This is a genomic window from Amycolatopsis sp. NBRC 101858 (genome assembly GCF_030269325.1).
Classification (GTDB): domain Bacteria; phylum Actinomycetota; class Actinomycetes; order Mycobacteriales; family Pseudonocardiaceae; genus Amycolatopsis; species Amycolatopsis ponsaeliensis.
This window is the reverse complement of the sequence record NZ_BSTD01000007.1, coordinates 122,944-136,723: the sequence shown is the minus strand read 5'-3', so window position 1 is coordinate 136,723 and position 13,780 is coordinate 122,944. Positions and strand designations below refer to the sequence as shown.

Annotated in this window: 15 protein-coding genes and 2 pseudogenes; 15 read left to right on the top strand and 2 right to left on the bottom strand. The window is 71.2% G+C overall.

The features are described from left to right. The first annotated feature begins 21 nt into the window (after nucleotides 1–21). The 7 genes from QSK39_RS44120 (at nucleotide 22) to QSK39_RS44090 (ending at nucleotide 7,978) form a co-directional block, all read left to right on the top strand. Nucleotides 22–246 carry a hypothetical protein gene (locus QSK39_RS44120; RefSeq protein WP_285483777.1) on the top strand — a complete coding sequence of 75 codons (225 nt, stop codon included), beginning with the start codon at nucleotides 22–24 and terminating at the stop codon, nucleotides 244–246. A 262-nt stretch (nucleotides 247–508) separates the two neighbouring features. Then, entirely contained in the window at nucleotides 509–1,852 is a 1,344-nt protein-coding gene (locus QSK39_RS44115; RefSeq protein WP_285483776.1) for a PepSY-associated TM helix domain-containing protein, read from the top strand. Further along, nucleotides 1,849–2,463 carry a DUF5134 domain-containing protein gene (locus QSK39_RS44110; RefSeq protein ID WP_285483775.1) on the top strand — a complete coding sequence of 205 codons (615 nt, stop codon included), beginning with the start codon at nucleotides 1,849–1,851 and terminating at the stop codon, nucleotides 2,461–2,463. The genes QSK39_RS44115 and QSK39_RS44110 overlap by 4 nt, the downstream gene beginning before the upstream one ends. Before the next feature lie 103 nt (nucleotides 2,464–2,566). Then, nucleotides 2,567–4,438, top strand: coding sequence for a bifunctional copper resistance protein CopD/cytochrome c oxidase assembly protein (locus QSK39_RS44105; protein ID WP_285483774.1), 1,872 nt, complete (start codon nucleotides 2,567–2,569; stop codon nucleotides 4,436–4,438). An 8-nt stretch (nucleotides 4,439–4,446) separates the two neighbouring features. Next, entirely contained in the window at nucleotides 4,447–6,693 is a 2,247-nt protein-coding gene (locus QSK39_RS44100) for a heavy metal translocating P-type ATPase (protein ID WP_285483773.1), read from the top strand. Next, the gene (locus QSK39_RS44095; protein WP_285483772.1) at nucleotides 6,693–7,427 is read left to right on the top strand and encodes a DsbA family protein; all 735 of its coding nucleotides are present in this window, start codon (nucleotides 6,693–6,695) and stop codon (nucleotides 7,425–7,427) included. Before QSK39_RS44100 ends, QSK39_RS44095 begins: the two co-directional genes overlap by 1 nt. Continuing rightward, nucleotides 7,424–7,978 (top strand): vitamin K epoxide reductase family protein, encoded by a 555-nt coding sequence (locus QSK39_RS44090; RefSeq protein ID WP_285483771.1) that lies wholly within the window; start codon nucleotides 7,424–7,426, stop codon nucleotides 7,976–7,978. The genes QSK39_RS44095 and QSK39_RS44090 overlap by 4 nt, the downstream gene beginning before the upstream one ends. Before the next feature lies 1 nt (nucleotide 7,979). Here QSK39_RS44090 and QSK39_RS44085 read toward each other — a convergent pair whose 3' ends face one another. Continuing rightward, the gene (locus QSK39_RS44085; RefSeq protein WP_285483770.1) at nucleotides 7,980–8,552 is read right to left on the bottom strand and encodes a sigma-70 family RNA polymerase sigma factor; all 573 of its coding nucleotides are present in this window, start codon (nucleotides 8,550–8,552) and stop codon (nucleotides 7,980–7,982) included. A 134-nt stretch (nucleotides 8,553–8,686) separates the two neighbouring features. On the opposite strand from QSK39_RS44085, the gene QSK39_RS44080 reads away from it, so the two are divergent. The 8 genes and pseudogenes from QSK39_RS44080 to QSK39_RS44045 all read left to right on the top strand — a co-directional run bounded on the left by QSK39_RS44080 (nucleotide 8,687) and on the right by QSK39_RS44045 (nucleotide 13,299). After that, complete coding sequence (locus QSK39_RS44080) at nucleotides 8,687–8,893, top strand: heavy-metal-associated domain-containing protein (RefSeq protein ID WP_285483769.1); 207 nt, start codon at nucleotides 8,687–8,689, stop codon at nucleotides 8,891–8,893. A gap of 15 nt (nucleotides 8,894–8,908) precedes the next feature. Beyond that, nucleotides 8,909–9,061, top strand: coding sequence for a hypothetical protein (locus QSK39_RS44075; protein ID WP_285483768.1), 153 nt, complete (start codon nucleotides 8,909–8,911; stop codon nucleotides 9,059–9,061). 65 nt (nucleotides 9,062–9,126) lie between these two features. Next, nucleotides 9,127–11,346 (top strand): heavy metal translocating P-type ATPase, encoded by a 2,220-nt coding sequence (locus QSK39_RS44070; RefSeq protein WP_285483767.1) that lies wholly within the window; start codon nucleotides 9,127–9,129, stop codon nucleotides 11,344–11,346. A 138-nt stretch (nucleotides 11,347–11,484) separates the two neighbouring features. Then, nucleotides 11,485–11,802 (top strand): annotated as a pseudogene (locus tag QSK39_RS44065) (sensor histidine kinase); the annotation flags it as partial. After that, nucleotides 11,799–12,027, top strand: a pseudogene (locus QSK39_RS53360) (response regulator). The pseudogenes QSK39_RS44065 and QSK39_RS53360, both read left to right, overlap by 4 nt. Before the next feature lie 276 nt (nucleotides 12,028–12,303). Next, nucleotides 12,304–12,456, top strand: coding sequence for a hypothetical protein (locus tag QSK39_RS44055; protein ID WP_285483766.1), 153 nt, complete (start codon nucleotides 12,304–12,306; stop codon nucleotides 12,454–12,456). A 212-nt stretch (nucleotides 12,457–12,668) separates the two neighbouring features. Then, nucleotides 12,669–12,845 (top strand): hypothetical protein, encoded by a 177-nt coding sequence (locus QSK39_RS44050; protein ID WP_285483765.1) that lies wholly within the window; start codon nucleotides 12,669–12,671, stop codon nucleotides 12,843–12,845. A 205-nt stretch (nucleotides 12,846–13,050) separates the two neighbouring features. Continuing rightward, nucleotides 13,051–13,299, top strand: coding sequence for a hypothetical protein (locus QSK39_RS44045; protein ID WP_285483764.1), 249 nt, complete (start codon nucleotides 13,051–13,053; stop codon nucleotides 13,297–13,299). Nucleotides 13,300–13,327: 28 nt separating this feature from the next. Here QSK39_RS44045 and QSK39_RS44040 read toward each other — a convergent pair whose 3' ends face one another. Further along, nucleotides 13,328–13,726 carry a glycoside hydrolase family 15 protein gene (locus tag QSK39_RS44040; protein ID WP_285483763.1) on the bottom strand — a complete coding sequence of 133 codons (399 nt, stop codon included), beginning with the start codon at nucleotides 13,724–13,726 and terminating at the stop codon, nucleotides 13,328–13,330. Between the last annotated feature and the right edge of the window lie 54 nt (nucleotides 13,727–13,780).

The following is a 13,780-nucleotide window of genomic DNA, read 5'->3' as shown; positions in this document are numbered from 1 at the left end:
GGCGACGAGGAGTTGGTGGTCATGTCCGAGCATGGTTCCGGGATGCGGCACATCGCGACGTTCTGCGGCCAGTGCAACTGTGGGTGCCCGGAGCTGTATCTGGTCGACGGCGCTCCGGTGGAGCGCGAGGTGGTGATCACCGATGACTTCGGACAGCGGATCGAGATGAGCCGCGAACAGCTGGCGGTGCTCGTCGCCGACGTGAAGTCGGGCGTCCTGGACGCGGTGCTCACCCCGGTGGGCTGAGCGGACCGGCGGCGACCCGGGAGCCTCAGGAGTGGAAAACCCCCGGCGGTGCCGCCGGCCCTGGCGCGAGGTCCGGCTTGTGGCCCCGGCCGCGACCGGGTGATCCCCGCGATCCAGTGGTCGGCTGCACGCGGGGCAAAGTTCCCGAGGGTGGCCGAAAGCCTTTTCCTGACCGGCGTGAGCCGGGTCACCGGATTCCCGGGAACCAGCGGCGGCCGCGGGCCGACCTTTTCTCCTGAGGGCGGCGGCTGAAGGGAGCCCGATGTCCATCGACCAGAACTCCGACGAGCTCGTGCCGGAACGGGAAAGCCCGGCCGAGCCCCGGTTCGGCTGGGCGGCGATCCGGCCGCTGGTGCTGCGCCTGCACTTCTACGCGGGCGTCTTCATCGGTCCGTTCCTCCTCGTCGCCGCCGTCACCGGGCTCGCCTACGTCTGGGCGCCCCAGGTGGAAGAGTCCGTCTACGACCACGAACTGCACGTCCCGGCGGCGGCCGGGAGCGTCCCGCTCGACCAGCAGGCCGCGACGGCGAAGGCACTCGTCCCAGACGGCACGCTGACCGGGGTACGCCCCGGGCTGACCCCCACCGACACGACCCAGGTGATCTTCACCCGGCCGGACCTGCAGCCCAGCTTCCACTGGACGGTGTTCGTCGACCCGCACACCGGCGACGTCCGCGGACAGCTGGAGACCTACGGCTCCGGCCAGGCGATGCCCTTGCGCGGCTGGATCGACGTCCTGCACCGCAGCCTGCACATGGGTGATTTCGGGCGCCTGTACAGCGAACTCGCGGCCAGCTGGCTGTGGGTGGTCGTGCTCGCCGGGCTCGCGCTCTGGTTCGGGCGGGTCCGCCGCAAGCGCGCCACGGCCGCCAGTCCCCGCGCCAAGCTGCTGACCTGGCACGGCCGGACCGGGCTGGTGCTGGCGATCGGTCTGCTGTTCCTTTCCGCCACCGGGCTGACGTGGTCGCAGTACGCCGGGAACAGCATCACCGAGCTGCGGACGCAGCTGGACTGGACCAGCCCGTCGGTGTCGGCGGGTGTTCCGGCTTCCTCCTCAGGGCGGGATATCGGCTTCGACGGCGCCCGCGAAGCGACGCTACGGGCCGGGTTGAGCGATCCGGTCGAGGTCCGGCCACCCGCCGGGCCCGGCAAGGGGTACGTCGTCGCGCAGGTCGGCCGGAGCTGGCCCGTGCAGGCCGATTCGATGGTCGTCGACCCGGCGACCGGCGCCATTACCGACACGCTGCGGTTCGCCGACTACAACCTCGCGGCCAAGCTGAGCACCTGGGGGATCGATGCCCACATGGGCTTCCTGTTCGGGATCTGGAACCAGATCGTGCTGACGCTGCTCGCGGTCGCACTGAGCGCCGTGATCGTCTGGGGCTACCGGATGTGGTGGCTGCGACGGCCGACACGGGGCGAGGCCCGGGTCGGGCGGCCGCCGGTGCGCGGCGTGTGGCGGCGGATCCCCGGACGGGTGCTGGCGCCGACGCTCGTCGTGGTCGCGGTGGTCGGGTACTACCTGCCACTGTTCGGGTTGTCCCTGCTGGGTTTCCTCGTAGTCGACGCCGTGCTCGAGGCGCGGCGGCAGAAGGTGGCCGCATGATCACCGCGGAGGGCCTGCGCTGGATCCTGACCGCGATCTTCGCGGCGACCGGGGCGTTCTGCGCTTACCGCTGCCTGCGGCAGGGGACACCCGCGGAACGGACCGGCGACGTGCTGCACGTGGTGATGTGCGTGGCGATGGTGGCGATGGCGTGGCCGGCGACGATGAGCGTCGCGCGCTGGCCTCAGACGGTGTTCTTCGCCGCGGCCGCGGTCTGGTTCGTCGGCGTGGCCGCCAGCGGCACCTCGCACGCCGACCACGGCGGCCCCCGCGTGGCGATCTACCACGTCGTCATGATGGGGGCCATGGCGTGGATGGTGTTCGTGATGCCCCGCGCCATGGACGGCATGACGGGATCCGGCGGGACGATGGACATGCCGGGACACGAGGGGATGCTGATGCCCGGGGCCGGCGCCGCCGGGACGACCCCGGCCGACGTGACGGCAGTCGCCCTGGTACTGGTGGCTGTCTTCGTCGTGGCCGGGCTGGTCTTCCTGAGCCGGGCGATCGACGACGCACGCGCGTCCCGGCCGCCGCTGCGCAGCCTCGGCAGCGGTACCAGCGGCGTGATGGCGCTGGGCATGGCGCTGATGCTGCTGACGATGGCCTGACCCTCCTCAGTGGACGGTTGTGGGGTGGGTCACAGTCCGGAACTCCGGTGGTGAGGTGTCCGACGGCTGAGGGGTGAAGACGTCCCGGTTCCGCGGTGTGGTCGTGACGGCGGTGGTTGCGGGGCTTGCGCTGCTGCTGCTCGTCGTCGCGACCGCTGGTGACGTGTACTCGCCGCTCGGCAACGCCGATCCGGGGCCGCTGACCACTTACGGGTTCGCGGTCGTCCGGTTCATGGCCGACGCCGCGGCCGCCGGGTGCTTCGGCGGGTTGGTGTTCGCGGCGTTCGTCGCGCTGGGCCGCCGCGGCGGTTCCCTGTCGGCGGACGCCTACGCGGCGAGCCGGTTCGCCGCGGGCAGCGCGGCCTGCTGGCTGGCCGCAGCCGTCGTCGCTGTTCCGTTTTCGGCGGCGAGTGCTTCGGGCCTGCCGGTGTCGCGCATCCTGAGGCCCGAGGTGTTCCTGCCCACCTTCAGCGCTACCGAAGAACCCAGGGCCTGGCTGTGCGTCGCGGTCGCCGCCGCCGTGACGACCGCGCTGGCGTGGCCGGCGATGGCCTGGCGCACGGTCGTCGCCGCGACCGTCACCGCGGGTGTGGGATTGCTGCCGCTGGTGGCAGTGGGCCACGTGTCGGTGGGCGCCGGGCACGACCTGGCGACCAACGCACTGTTCTGGCACGTGCCCGCGGCGACGGCGTGGCTTGGTGCGCTGGTCGCGCTGCTGGCCCGTTCGCGCCGAGGACCGATCCCTGAACTGACTCTGGTTCGCTACCGTCGCCTGTCGCTGATGTGCTTCGTGGTGACCGCGCTGTCGGGCGCGGTGGCCGGCTTCGCGCTGCCCCGGCCGGACGGGCTGCTCAGCCGCTACGGGCTGGTCCTCGGGCTTGAGACGGCGTTGCTGGTGGCCGCGGGCTTCGGTATCGCGGTGTGGCGTCGCCGCCGTTTTGTCGTGGCCGAGCTGGTTTTGCTGGCGCTGGGCACCGGCGGATCGGCGGCGCTGACCGCGCTCGTGCCGCCTGCGTTCGTGAACCACCCGGCCACCGTGCAGGAAACGGTGCTCGGCTACGGCCTCGACGCCCCGCAGACCTTGGCCCGGCTCGTCGGCGACTGGCGGCCGGACCTGCTGTTCCTCCCGCTCGCGCTCATCGCGGTGACGGCGTACCTGCTCGGCGTCCGGCGGCTGCGGCGACGCGGTGACCACTGGCCGCCGGGCCGGGTGGTCGCCTGGGTCGCCGGCTGGGTGATCGTCGTGGTCGTCACGTCGTCGGGCCTCGGCGTCTACGCACCGGGTACCTTCAGCCTGCACATGGTCACGCACATGGCGTTGAACATGTTCGCGCCCGTGCTGCTGGTCCTCGGCGGCCCGGTGACCCTCGCGCTGCGTGCGTTGCCCGCGAACCGCGACGTTCCCGGTGCGCGCGAATGGATCGCGTCGCTGCTGCACGCCCCGGTGACCCGGTTCTTCGCGCACCCCGCGGTGGCCGCGATCCTTTTCGCGGGGTCGTTCTACGCGCTCTACTTCTCGGGCCTGTTCGGCCAGGCGATGCTCTACCACTGGGCGCACCAGCTGATGAAGGTCCACTTCCTGGTGACGGGCTACCTGTTCGCCTGGGTCGCGGTCGGCGCCGACCGGACGCCACGTCAGGTGCCGCACTTGGCGCGGCTGGGGATGCTGTTCGCGGTGATGCCGTTCCACGCGTTCTTCGGGGTGATCCTGATGAGCAAGCAGGCCCTGATCGCCGGCACCTACTACCACTACCTGGCCCTGCCGTGGGCCGGTGACCTGCTGGCCGACCAGCGCCTCGGCGGCGGCATCGCCTGGGCCAGCGGCGAAATCCCGATGGTCGTCATGGTGGTGGCCCTGCTCGTGCAGTGGTCGCGCGACGACGAGCGCAAAGCCAGGCGCGCCGATCGCCACGGCGAGAACGATCTCGACGCCTACAACGCGATGCTCGCGGAACTCGCGGCACGCCGGAACTGAGGAGAACCATGACCACCGCGACCCCGGCCACCGGGGACGTCCGCACGGTCGAGCTGGCCGTGACCGGAATGACCTGCGCCGCCTGCTCGGCGCGGGTCGAACGCACCCTCACCAAGCTCGACGGCGTCCGCGCCTCGGTCAACTACGCCACCGAACGCGCCACCGTGCAGGTCCCGGCCGCGCTCGCCGACGACGTCCTGGTCGAGCGCATCCGCAAGGCCGGCTACGGTGCCCGCCTCCGCGGCGAAGATGACGACGAAGACCTCACCGCGACCCGGGTGCGCGACCTGCGTCGCCGGCTCATCGCCGCCGCTGTGCTGGCCGTCCCGCTGTGCGACCTGTCGATCACCCTCGCCCTGGTGCCGTCGTTGCGGTTCCCCGCCTGGCAGTGGCTCTGCCTCGCCCTCGCCGTGCCGGTGGTGTTCTGGGCCGCGCTGCCGTTCCACCGCGCGACGCTGCGGAACCTCCGGCACCGATCATCCAGTATGGACACGCTGGTGTCGCTCGGCGTGCTGGCGTCCTTCTTCTGGTCGGCCTGGGCCACGGTGTTCGGCGGCCACGAGCCCGGCTACTGGGTCGGGTTCGGGCCGACCGCGCCCGGGGCCGACACGATCTACCTCGACGTCGCCGCGGGCGTGACGACGTTCCTGCTGGCCGGCCGCTACTTCGAGAGCCGCTCACGACGCGACGCCGCCGGCCTGCTTGCCGCGCTGGACGCCCTCGCCGTCAAGGACGTGCGGGTCCTGCGCGACGGCGTCGAACGACTGGTGCCGATCGGCGAGCTGGCGGCCGGCGACCGGTTCGTCATCAAGCCGGGCGAGGCGTTCGCCGCCGACGGAATAGTCGAGCGTGGACAGTCCACTGTGGATGTCAGCGCGGTCACCGGTGAGCCGGTGCCCGCCGAGGTCGCCCCGGGTGACCGGGTGATCGGCGCTTCGGTGAACCGCGAGGGACGGCTGGTGGTTCGCGCGACCGCGGTCGGCAGCCACACCCAGCTCGCCCAGATGACCGCGCTCGCCGAGCAGGCCCAAGGCCGCAAGGCGTCGGTGCAACGGCTGGTCGACCGGATCTGCGCGGTGTTCGTCCCCGTGGTGCTGGTGCTGGCCCTGCTCACCCTGGGCGGATGGCTGCTGATGGGAAACCCGGTCCGGGACGCTTTCACCGCCGCCGTTTCGGTGTTGATCATCGCCTGCCCGTGCGCTCTCGGCCTCGCCACGCCCACCGCGTTGATGGCTGGTGTCGGCCGCGGTGCGCAGCTGGGCATCCTCATCAAGGGGCCGGACGCCCTGGAGGCCAGCCGCAAGGTGGACATGGTGGTGCTGGACAAGACCGGCACGGTGACCACCGGGCGGATGAGCGTCACCGGCTGCCACCCGGCGCCAGGCCGCAGCCGTGGTGATCTGCTCTGGTTCGCGGGCGGGGTCGAGTCCGGCTCCGAGCACGCGATCGGCGCCGCCGTCGCGGCAGCCGCCCGCGCGGAACTGCCCGCTCTCCCGGAGATCGACGCGTTCACCGCACTGCCGGGCCTGGGCGCGGAGGCCACTGTGGATGGTCACGCCGTCCTGGTCGGCAGCCCGAGGCTGTTCGCCGAACGCGGGATCGTCAGCCCCGAGCACGTCGAGGACATCCAGGCGGCGGGGGCCGTCCCGGTGCTCGTCGTGGTCGACGGCCAGACCGTCGGGGTGCTCGAGGTCCGTGACGTTGTGAAGCCGTCCGCCGCGGCCGCCGTGGCCGAGCTGCGGGCCTACGGCCTGCGGACCGTGCTGCTGACCGGCGACCACGAGGTCGCCGCCCGGGCCGTCGCGGACGAGATCGGTGTCGACGAAGTCCGCGCCGGCGTCCTGCCCGCGGACAAGGCCCGGGAGATCGAGGCCCTGCGGGCCGCCGGCGCCCGGGTTGCGATGGTGGGGGACGGGATCAACGACGGCCCGGCGCTGGCCACCGCCGACCTCGGCATGGCCGTGGCGCGCGGCAGCGACATCGCGCTGCGCTCGGCGGACGTGGTGCTCGTGCGGGACGACCTGCGGGTGGTGCCGGACGCGATCCGGCTCGCCGATCGGACCCTGCGGATCATCCGCGGCAACCTGGCGTGGGCGTTCGGCTACAACGTGGCGGCCCTGCCGCTCGCGGCCTTCGGCCTGCTCAACCCCCTGATCGCGGGTGCGGCCATGTCGCTGTCCTCGGTACTGGTGGTGTCCAACAGCCTGCGGCTGCGTTCGTTCGACGGTTCCGGAGACAAGGAGAGGCTCGACTGATGGCGAAGAAGAAGTCGAACGTGGTCACCGCGAAGAAGGGGCTGTCGGCCAACGCCTGGACGACGATCGGCATCCTCGCGCTCGCCGTCGTCGTCATCGGCGGGATCCTGGTGTTCAACCGCGGTGACTCGTCGGCTCCGCCTGGCGCGGTCGCGGCGGATGTGCTGCGGCACCCGGACAGCAACACGCTGACGACGTCGTCATCCAACTCCGTGACCGTGGTCGAGTTCCTGGACTACCAGTGCCCGGTCTGCGAGGCGTACTACCAGAACGTCACGAAGTCCCTGGAGCAGGACTACGCGGGCAAGATCACCTTCGTGACCCGCAACTTCCCGTTGCCGATGCACCCGCTGGCCGTGCCCGCGGCGAAGGTAGCCGAAGCGGCGTCACTGCAAGGCAAATACCAGCCGATGTTCGACAAGCTCTACGGCGACTACCCGGCCTGGGCGCTCGCAACGGACGGGCAGAACGTCAGCGACGACGCCGAGCGCGCCCAGGCGAAGTTCGAGAGCTACGCGACCGGGATCGGCCTCGACCTGGCCCGCTTCCGCACGGATCTCGGGTCGCAGGCCGTGCGGCAGCGCATCGACCAGGGCAAGGCCGACGGCGAGAAGGCCGGCGTGTCGGGCACCCCGACGATCTTCGTCAACGGCGCCCAGTTCAAGCCCACCGGCCAGACCTACCCCGACATCGCGCAGCAGCTGCGCGGCGAGATCGACAAGGCGCTGACGTGAACCGGGCGCTGGGGTGGCTCTACACGATCGGCGGCGCGCTCGGCCTCGTCGCGGCCGTGACGCTGACGCTGGAGAAGATCGAGCGGCTGAAGGACCCGTCCTACGTGCCGAGCTGCTCGATCAACCCGGTCCTGTCCTGCGGCTCGGTGATGGACAGCCCGCAGGCGGCGGCTTTCGGCTTCCCCAACCCGATCATCGGGGTGGCCGCATTCGCGGTCGTCGTGACGTTCGGCGTGGCGCTGCTGACCGGCTACGACCCTCCGCGCTGGGTATGGCTCGGCATGCAGGTGGGCACGACGTTCGGTGTCCTGTTCGTGCACTGGCTGATCTTCGCCAGCGTGTACCGGATCCACGCGCTCTGCCCGTACTGCATGGTCGTCTGGGTCGTCACCATCGCGATCTTCTGGTACACCACGCTGCACAACTTGAGCGGCACCAGTATCGGCAGCGCGTTGCGTCGAGTCCACAGTGGAATCCTGGCGCTCTGGTACGTCGTGGTCGTGGCGTTGGTCCTGCAGGAGTTCTGGAGCTACTGGCGCACGCTGCTGTGAATCAACCGGTGGCCGTGTGGCGGGCGGGTGCCTCGTGCAGTGCTGCCACGAGGTCGTCGCGGGCCCGGGCGACCCGGGAGCGGATCGTGCCGACCGGGCACCCGCACACCTCAGCCGCGTCCGCGTAGGACAATCCCAGGGTCTGGGTGAGCACGAAGGCATCCCGCCGGTCCACCTCGAGCGCGGCGACGAGGTCGTCGAGCAGAACGCGCTCTTCGAAGGCGTTGCCCTCCGCGGGTTCGGCACCCGCGACGGCCTGCCAGTCGGCGAGAGTGGCCGAACGGGGGCGGGCCTGGAGAGCGCGGATGTGGTCGGCCACCACCCGCCGGGCGATCGCCAGCAGCCACGTCCGCGCCGAGGACTCCGCCCGGAACCGGGCGAGGCTGCCCAGCGCCCGGATGTAGGTCTCCTGGGTCAGGTCATCGGCGGACTGGACGTCGCACAACCCGGCTATGAACCGCCAGACATGGGGCTGGGTCGCGCGCAGGAACCGCTCGAGCGCGATCCGGTCGCCGTGGCCGGCGAGCTGGGCACACCGCGTGATCTCGGCGTCATCCGATGAGAGTGGCCTCACACCGACTGATACGCGGCTCGAGCCGGGATGGTTCAAAAAGATTCGCGGGAACCATTCCGCGATCCGGGCCGACCTCTTGTTACGGCGAGGCCACCGCCTCGTCACGAGACGGCCACGGCCGGGAAGGTGTGACGATGACTCAGAGCACTTACGTGGTGACCGGAATGACGTGTGGCCACTGCGTCGCCTCGGTCAAGGAGGAGGTCGGCGAGCTGCCCGGGGTCCGCGCGGTCGACGTCGACCTGAGCTCGGGCCGGGTCCTGGTGACCAGCGACGGTGCGCTCGCGCCGGAGCAGGTCGAGGGCGCGGTGCAGGTCGCGGGCTACCAGCTCGTCCGATGAACGAGAGAGGCCGTCATGCCGACTTCGGCCAAGGTGAGCGGGTTCGCGCTGCTGCTGGGCTTGGTGTTCGGCCTGGCCTGGCTCCTGGGCAGCCTCTTGGGCCCGAGCCCCTCACCACGCCCATCGCTGCCCTCGGTGCCCGGTATGCGGATGCCCGGCACGCCGTAGCGCCACCGCCCCCGCCACCGCCTGCCGCGTCGGCCGGCGAGGAGATCGAGCTTGTCATCGGCGGCATGACCTGCGGTTCGTGCGCGGCGCGGATCGAGCGCAAGCTGAACCGTCTCGACAGCGTCGAAGCGACGGTCAACTACGCCACGGAGAAGGCGCTGGTGTCGGTCCCGCAGGCGCTGACGGTCGAGGACATCGTCCGGACGGTCGAGGCCGCCGGCTACACCGCCGAGCTTCCGCAGCCGCCCGAACCGGAAGCCGCCGAGCCCGCCCCGGCGGCGCCGGACCTGCTGCGGCAGCGGCTGCTGGGCTCGGCCGTGCTGGGCGCGCCGGTGATCCTGCTGGCGATGGTGCCGGCGCTGCAGTTCCCGGCCTGGCAGTGGGTGTCGCTCGCGCTGGCCACGCCGGTCGTGGTCTGGGGCGCATGGCCGCTGCACCGCGCGGCCTGGACGAACCTGCGCCACGCGACCGCCACCATGGACACGCTCGTCTCGATGGGCGTCGCGGCGGCGTTCCTCTGGTCCCTCTACGCCCTGTTCTTCGGCGGCGCGGGCGTCATCGGCATGCGGCACGAGTTCGAGCTGACCCTCGCCGCCGACCACGACCTGGACGGCATCTACTTCGAGGTCGCCACCGGCGTCACGCTGTTCATCCTCGCGGGCCGGTACTTCGAATCCCGCTCACGGCGTCGGGCCGGCGCCGCCCTGCGCGCCCTGCTGGACCTCGGCGCCAAGTCGGTCTCCGTCCTGCGCGGCGGTCAGGAAGAGCGCGTCCCGATCGAACAGCTGCGTGTCGGCGACCGGTTCGTCGTCCGGCCGGGGGAAAAGATCGCGACCGACGGCGTCGTCGAGGAAGGCGACTCCGCGGTCGACCTGAGCCTGGTGACCGGTGAGGCCGTGCCGGTCGAGGTGTCGGCCGGGACCCCGGTCGTCGGCGCGACGGTCAGCATGAGCGGCCGCCTGGTGGTGCGGGCGACACGCGTCGGCGCCGACACCCGGCTCTCGCGGATCGCCGCGATGGTCGAGCGCGCGCAGAGCGGCAAAGCCGACGTCCAGCGGCTAGCGGACCGCGTCTCCGCGGTGTTCGTGCCGATCGTGATGGCTCTTTCGGTGGCCACCCTGGGGTTCTGGCTCGGCTCCGGCTCGGACACCGCGGCGGCGTTCACGGCCGCCGTCGCCGTCTTGATCATCGCGTGCCCGTGTGCGCTCGGGTTGGCGACGCCGACGGCGTTGCTGGTCGGGACCGGCCGCGGCGCGCAGCTGGGCGTCCTGGTCAAGGGGCCGGAGATGCTCGAGTCGACGCGCCGGGTGGACACGGTCGTGCTCGACAAGACCGGCACCGTGACCACCCGGAAGATGAGCCTGGTCGCGGTCCGTACCGTCGACGGTGTCCCGGCCGATCTGGCGCTGCAGCTGGCGGGCGCGCTGGAGAACGCGTCGGAGCACCCGATCGCCGACGCGGTCGTGTCGGCCGCGCTGCGGCGGTTCGGCTCGGTGGGGGAGGTCCTGGAGTTCCGCAACGTCGCCGGTTTCGGTGTCCTGGGCCGGGTGGACGGGCACCGGGTCGTCGTCGGCCGCCCGGAGCTGATGCACCGGCTCTCGGTGCGGCTGCCGTCGTCGTTGCTGGCGGCGAAGCAGAAGGCCGAGCACGCTGGGCACACGGCGGTGATCCTGGCGTGGGACGGGTACGCGCACGCAGTACTGGTGGTGGCCGACACCGTCAAGCCGACATCGGCGCCGGCGGTGTTCCAGCTACGACGGCTGGGGTTGACGCCGATCCTGCTGACCGGCGACAACGAGGCCGTGGCCCAGGCGATCGCCCGCGAGGCCGGAATCACCGACGTCATCGCGGAGGTCTCTCCGGAGCAGAAGGTCGACGTGATCGCGGACCTGAAGGCCCAGGGGCACGTGGTGGCGATGATCGGCGACGGCGTCAACGACGCGGCCGCGCTCGCCTCGGCCGACCTCGGCCTGGCGATGGGCACCGGAACCGACGCGGCGATCGAAGCCGGCGACCTGACGCTGGTGCGGGGTGACCTGATGGCCGCGGTGGACGCGATCCGGTTGTCCCGCCGGACGCTGGGGACGATCAAGGCGAACCTGTTCTGGGCGCTGGCCTACAACGTCGCCGCGTTGCCGCTGGCCGCGGCCGGACTGCTCAACCCGATGATCGCCGGTGCCGCGATGGCGTTGTCGAGCTGCCTGGTGGTGTCGAACAGCCTTCGCCTGACACGTTTCCAGCCCGCAGGCGGTCAGCCCGCGCCGGCCGTGGTGCCCGGGCTGTGAAAACGCACGTGATTCCGCCCCGGGCTAGGCGCCTGGGGCGGAATCGGCAACCCTCTCGGGTCGCGCTTGCCCTGGATCCCGGCGCCGCGCTGCTGCTCGTCGCGGAGGGCCGACTCACGTGGTCAAGCGCCCAGCGGTCACCGAGGTCGTTGTCCGGAGATCACCGTCGCCGCCGAGCGCGACGGCGCCGAGTGGGTCTTCTCCTTGTCGGACAACGGAATCGGCATCAACGCGCAGTACGCGGACCGGATCTTCGTGATCTTCCAGCGGCTGCACGGCCGGGGCGACTACCCCGGCACCGGCATCGGCCTGGCGATGTGCCGCAAGATCGTCGAGCACCACGACGGCCGCATCTGGCTGGACACCGGCGTTGCCGAAGGCGCCTGCTTCCGGTTCACCCTCCCCGCCGTCGCGGGGCCATCCCTTGCCACCGAAGAAGAACAGGACGCGGCATGACCGGATCACTCGAACCGATCGACGTCCTGCTCGTCGAGGACGACCCGGCGACGTCCTGATGACGCAGGAAGCCTTCGAGCACTCAAGATTCGAAGAGGACATCGCCGCAGCTACGACCCGCACGCCAACGCCTACGTCACCAAGCCGGTCGACTTCGACGCGTTCGTGGAGATCGTTAGCCAGATCGACAACTTCTTCGTCACGGTGGTGAAGCTCCCGCACTGAGCGACCGCCGGGACACTGGATTTCAGGTGTCGCTGTCCGGCCGCGCAGATCGTCCGCTTGTCGGACGATCACAAGGACTGCAACCGGTCATGTCCGGCGCGGCATTTCGGTAGTCGGAGTTGCTGCAGTTTGGCTGACAGCCAGGAGATGACGGTAGGCCCCTGGTGACCGTCTGGAGTCGCGATGGACTCAATGGAGTAACGACGGTAACCCGAACGGCGCTGTTTGCGACAGTTCTTGCACACGACCTGGACCTCGTCGTGAGGAGGCTGACCGATGCCGACACCCCGATCACGACCGGGCACCGCCCGCGCCGCGGTGACGCTCCGGACGCTGCTGGTGGCGCGGCGCCATGACATCGACACCGAACCGGTCGGCTGCGGTCTGGTCCCCGCCGCGCTGGCCCGCCGCTGGCACGGGCACCGGTAGCTCTTTCTTTCGCCCTATCACTTGGCTCCGCCTTCACCGCACGCGTGACATGCGGGGAAGCGGTGGTTTGTCGACCCCTGGAGGTGTCCGTGAGCACGTCTGCCCACGTGGTGCGGATACGCCCGCACTACCGAGCCCGCCACGCACGCCCCGCGCCTGGCCTGCCCTGGATCCGGCGCAGCACGGCCGTGGGGCTGCCAGTGGGAGCCGCGGTGGCGTTGGTGGCCGCCGGTGTGGTGCCGCTGGCGGCGGCGGTGCTGCTGGGTGCGGGTGCAGGACTGTTGCTGCTCGGAGTGCGTGCACTGCGCCGCGCTGCCCGGCGGGTCGAGGACATCCTCACCGACGAGCTGCCCACGGCGGGCGGGCCCGCGCCCGGCGTGCACGGCTGAGTCCCCGCAGGCAGGCACGCTGGCTGGGACAATGCCTCGGTCTCGTAAGGGCGCGAGGCGTCATAATCCGCCGTGTGCACCCTCTGAGTGGGTATCCGGTGGCGTGCCGGGCCGGCAGGCCCCCCGATCGGTCCGGCACGCCACCGGACCCACCACGGCAGTCCGGCCGCTCATCGTTGCTCCGTTTGGCCTAGAGTATCGGTCCATGAGTACCGTGCCTGCGGTGACGTTGCGTGAAGGTGACTGGTTCTGGCATGAACCCTGGCCCGGGTACCGGGCGGGGCTGCTGCAGGCCGTGAGCATCGAGCTCGGCGAGAGCACTGTGCAGATCACCACCACCGACTGTGAACGCGCGCTCGTGGACTACAGCCACGACCGGCCCCTGCACCTCGCCGACGCACCTCCGGCCACCGAGGCCGCCACGCTGACCGGGGCAGGGGAAGCGACCACTTAGCCTCTGGTCGGGGAGGGCCAACGTGGTCTCATCCGGCGGTGGGTGCCGTCAAGCCGCGCAGGACGGCGTAGGCGTCGCGGGGGTCGATGGTGTCCTCGAGCGGAGGCACGGCCTGTTGCCAGGAGTGCTCGGTCGCGGCCCAGAGCTTCTTGGCGTCCTCGGGGCCGGGCGGCGAGTGGCCGCCGATCTCCAGGACGAGGTCGTGGTGGGTGCCGCCGGCCACGGTGACCTCGAAGCTCAGCCGGCCGTCGGGCCGGGCGTCCGTGGCGTCGGTCCAGCGGCCCCGCAGGTCGCCGGTGCGGGCGGTCCAGACGCCGTGGTCGTCGAGCCCCCACATCGAGCGGCCGCCGAACGCGTCGCAGAGGTCGAGCTGGACACGCATCCGGACGTCCCGGCCGACGGCCTCGATGCCGCGGAGGAGGACCATGCGCGCGGGGTCCGCGGGGGCGGTCGCCTCGGCCCCCGCACTGCGGCTTCCCTA

Excerpts from the sequence above, each read along its gene's own strand:
- QSK39_RS44110 (WP_285483775.1), top strand. The coding sequence starts at position 1,849 with ATGATCACCGCGGAGGGCCTGCGCTGGATCCTGACCGCGATCTTCGCG.
- QSK39_RS44055 (WP_285483766.1), top strand. The coding sequence starts at position 12,304 with ATGCCGACACCCCGATCACGACCGGGCACCGCCCGCGCCGCGGTGACG.
- QSK39_RS44095 (WP_285483772.1), top strand. The coding sequence starts at position 6,693 with ATGGCGAAGAAGAAGTCGAACGTGGTCACCGCGAAGAAGGGGCTGTCG.
- QSK39_RS44070 (WP_285483767.1), top strand. The coding sequence starts at position 9,127 with ATGACCTGCGGTTCGTGCGCGGCGCGGATCGAGCGCAAGCTGAACCGT.
- QSK39_RS44115 (WP_285483776.1), top strand. The coding sequence starts at position 509 with ATGTCCATCGACCAGAACTCCGACGAGCTCGTGCCGGAACGGGAAAGC.
- QSK39_RS44045 (WP_285483764.1), top strand. The coding sequence starts at position 13,051 with ATGAGTACCGTGCCTGCGGTGACGTTGCGTGAAGGTGACTGGTTCTGG.
- QSK39_RS44080 (WP_285483769.1), top strand. The coding sequence starts at position 8,687 with ATGACTCAGAGCACTTACGTGGTGACCGGAATGACGTGTGGCCACTGC.
- QSK39_RS44075 (WP_285483768.1), top strand. The coding sequence starts at position 8,909 with ATGCCGACTTCGGCCAAGGTGAGCGGGTTCGCGCTGCTGCTGGGCTTG.
- QSK39_RS44120 (WP_285483777.1), top strand. The coding sequence starts at position 22 with ATGTCCGAGCATGGTTCCGGGATGCGGCACATCGCGACGTTCTGCGGC.
- QSK39_RS44100 (WP_285483773.1), top strand. The coding sequence starts at position 4,447 with ATGACCACCGCGACCCCGGCCACCGGGGACGTCCGCACGGTCGAGCTG.
- QSK39_RS44040 (WP_285483763.1), bottom strand. The coding sequence starts at position 13,726 with ATGGTCCTCCTCCGCGGCATCGAGGCCGTCGGCCGGGACGTCCGGATG.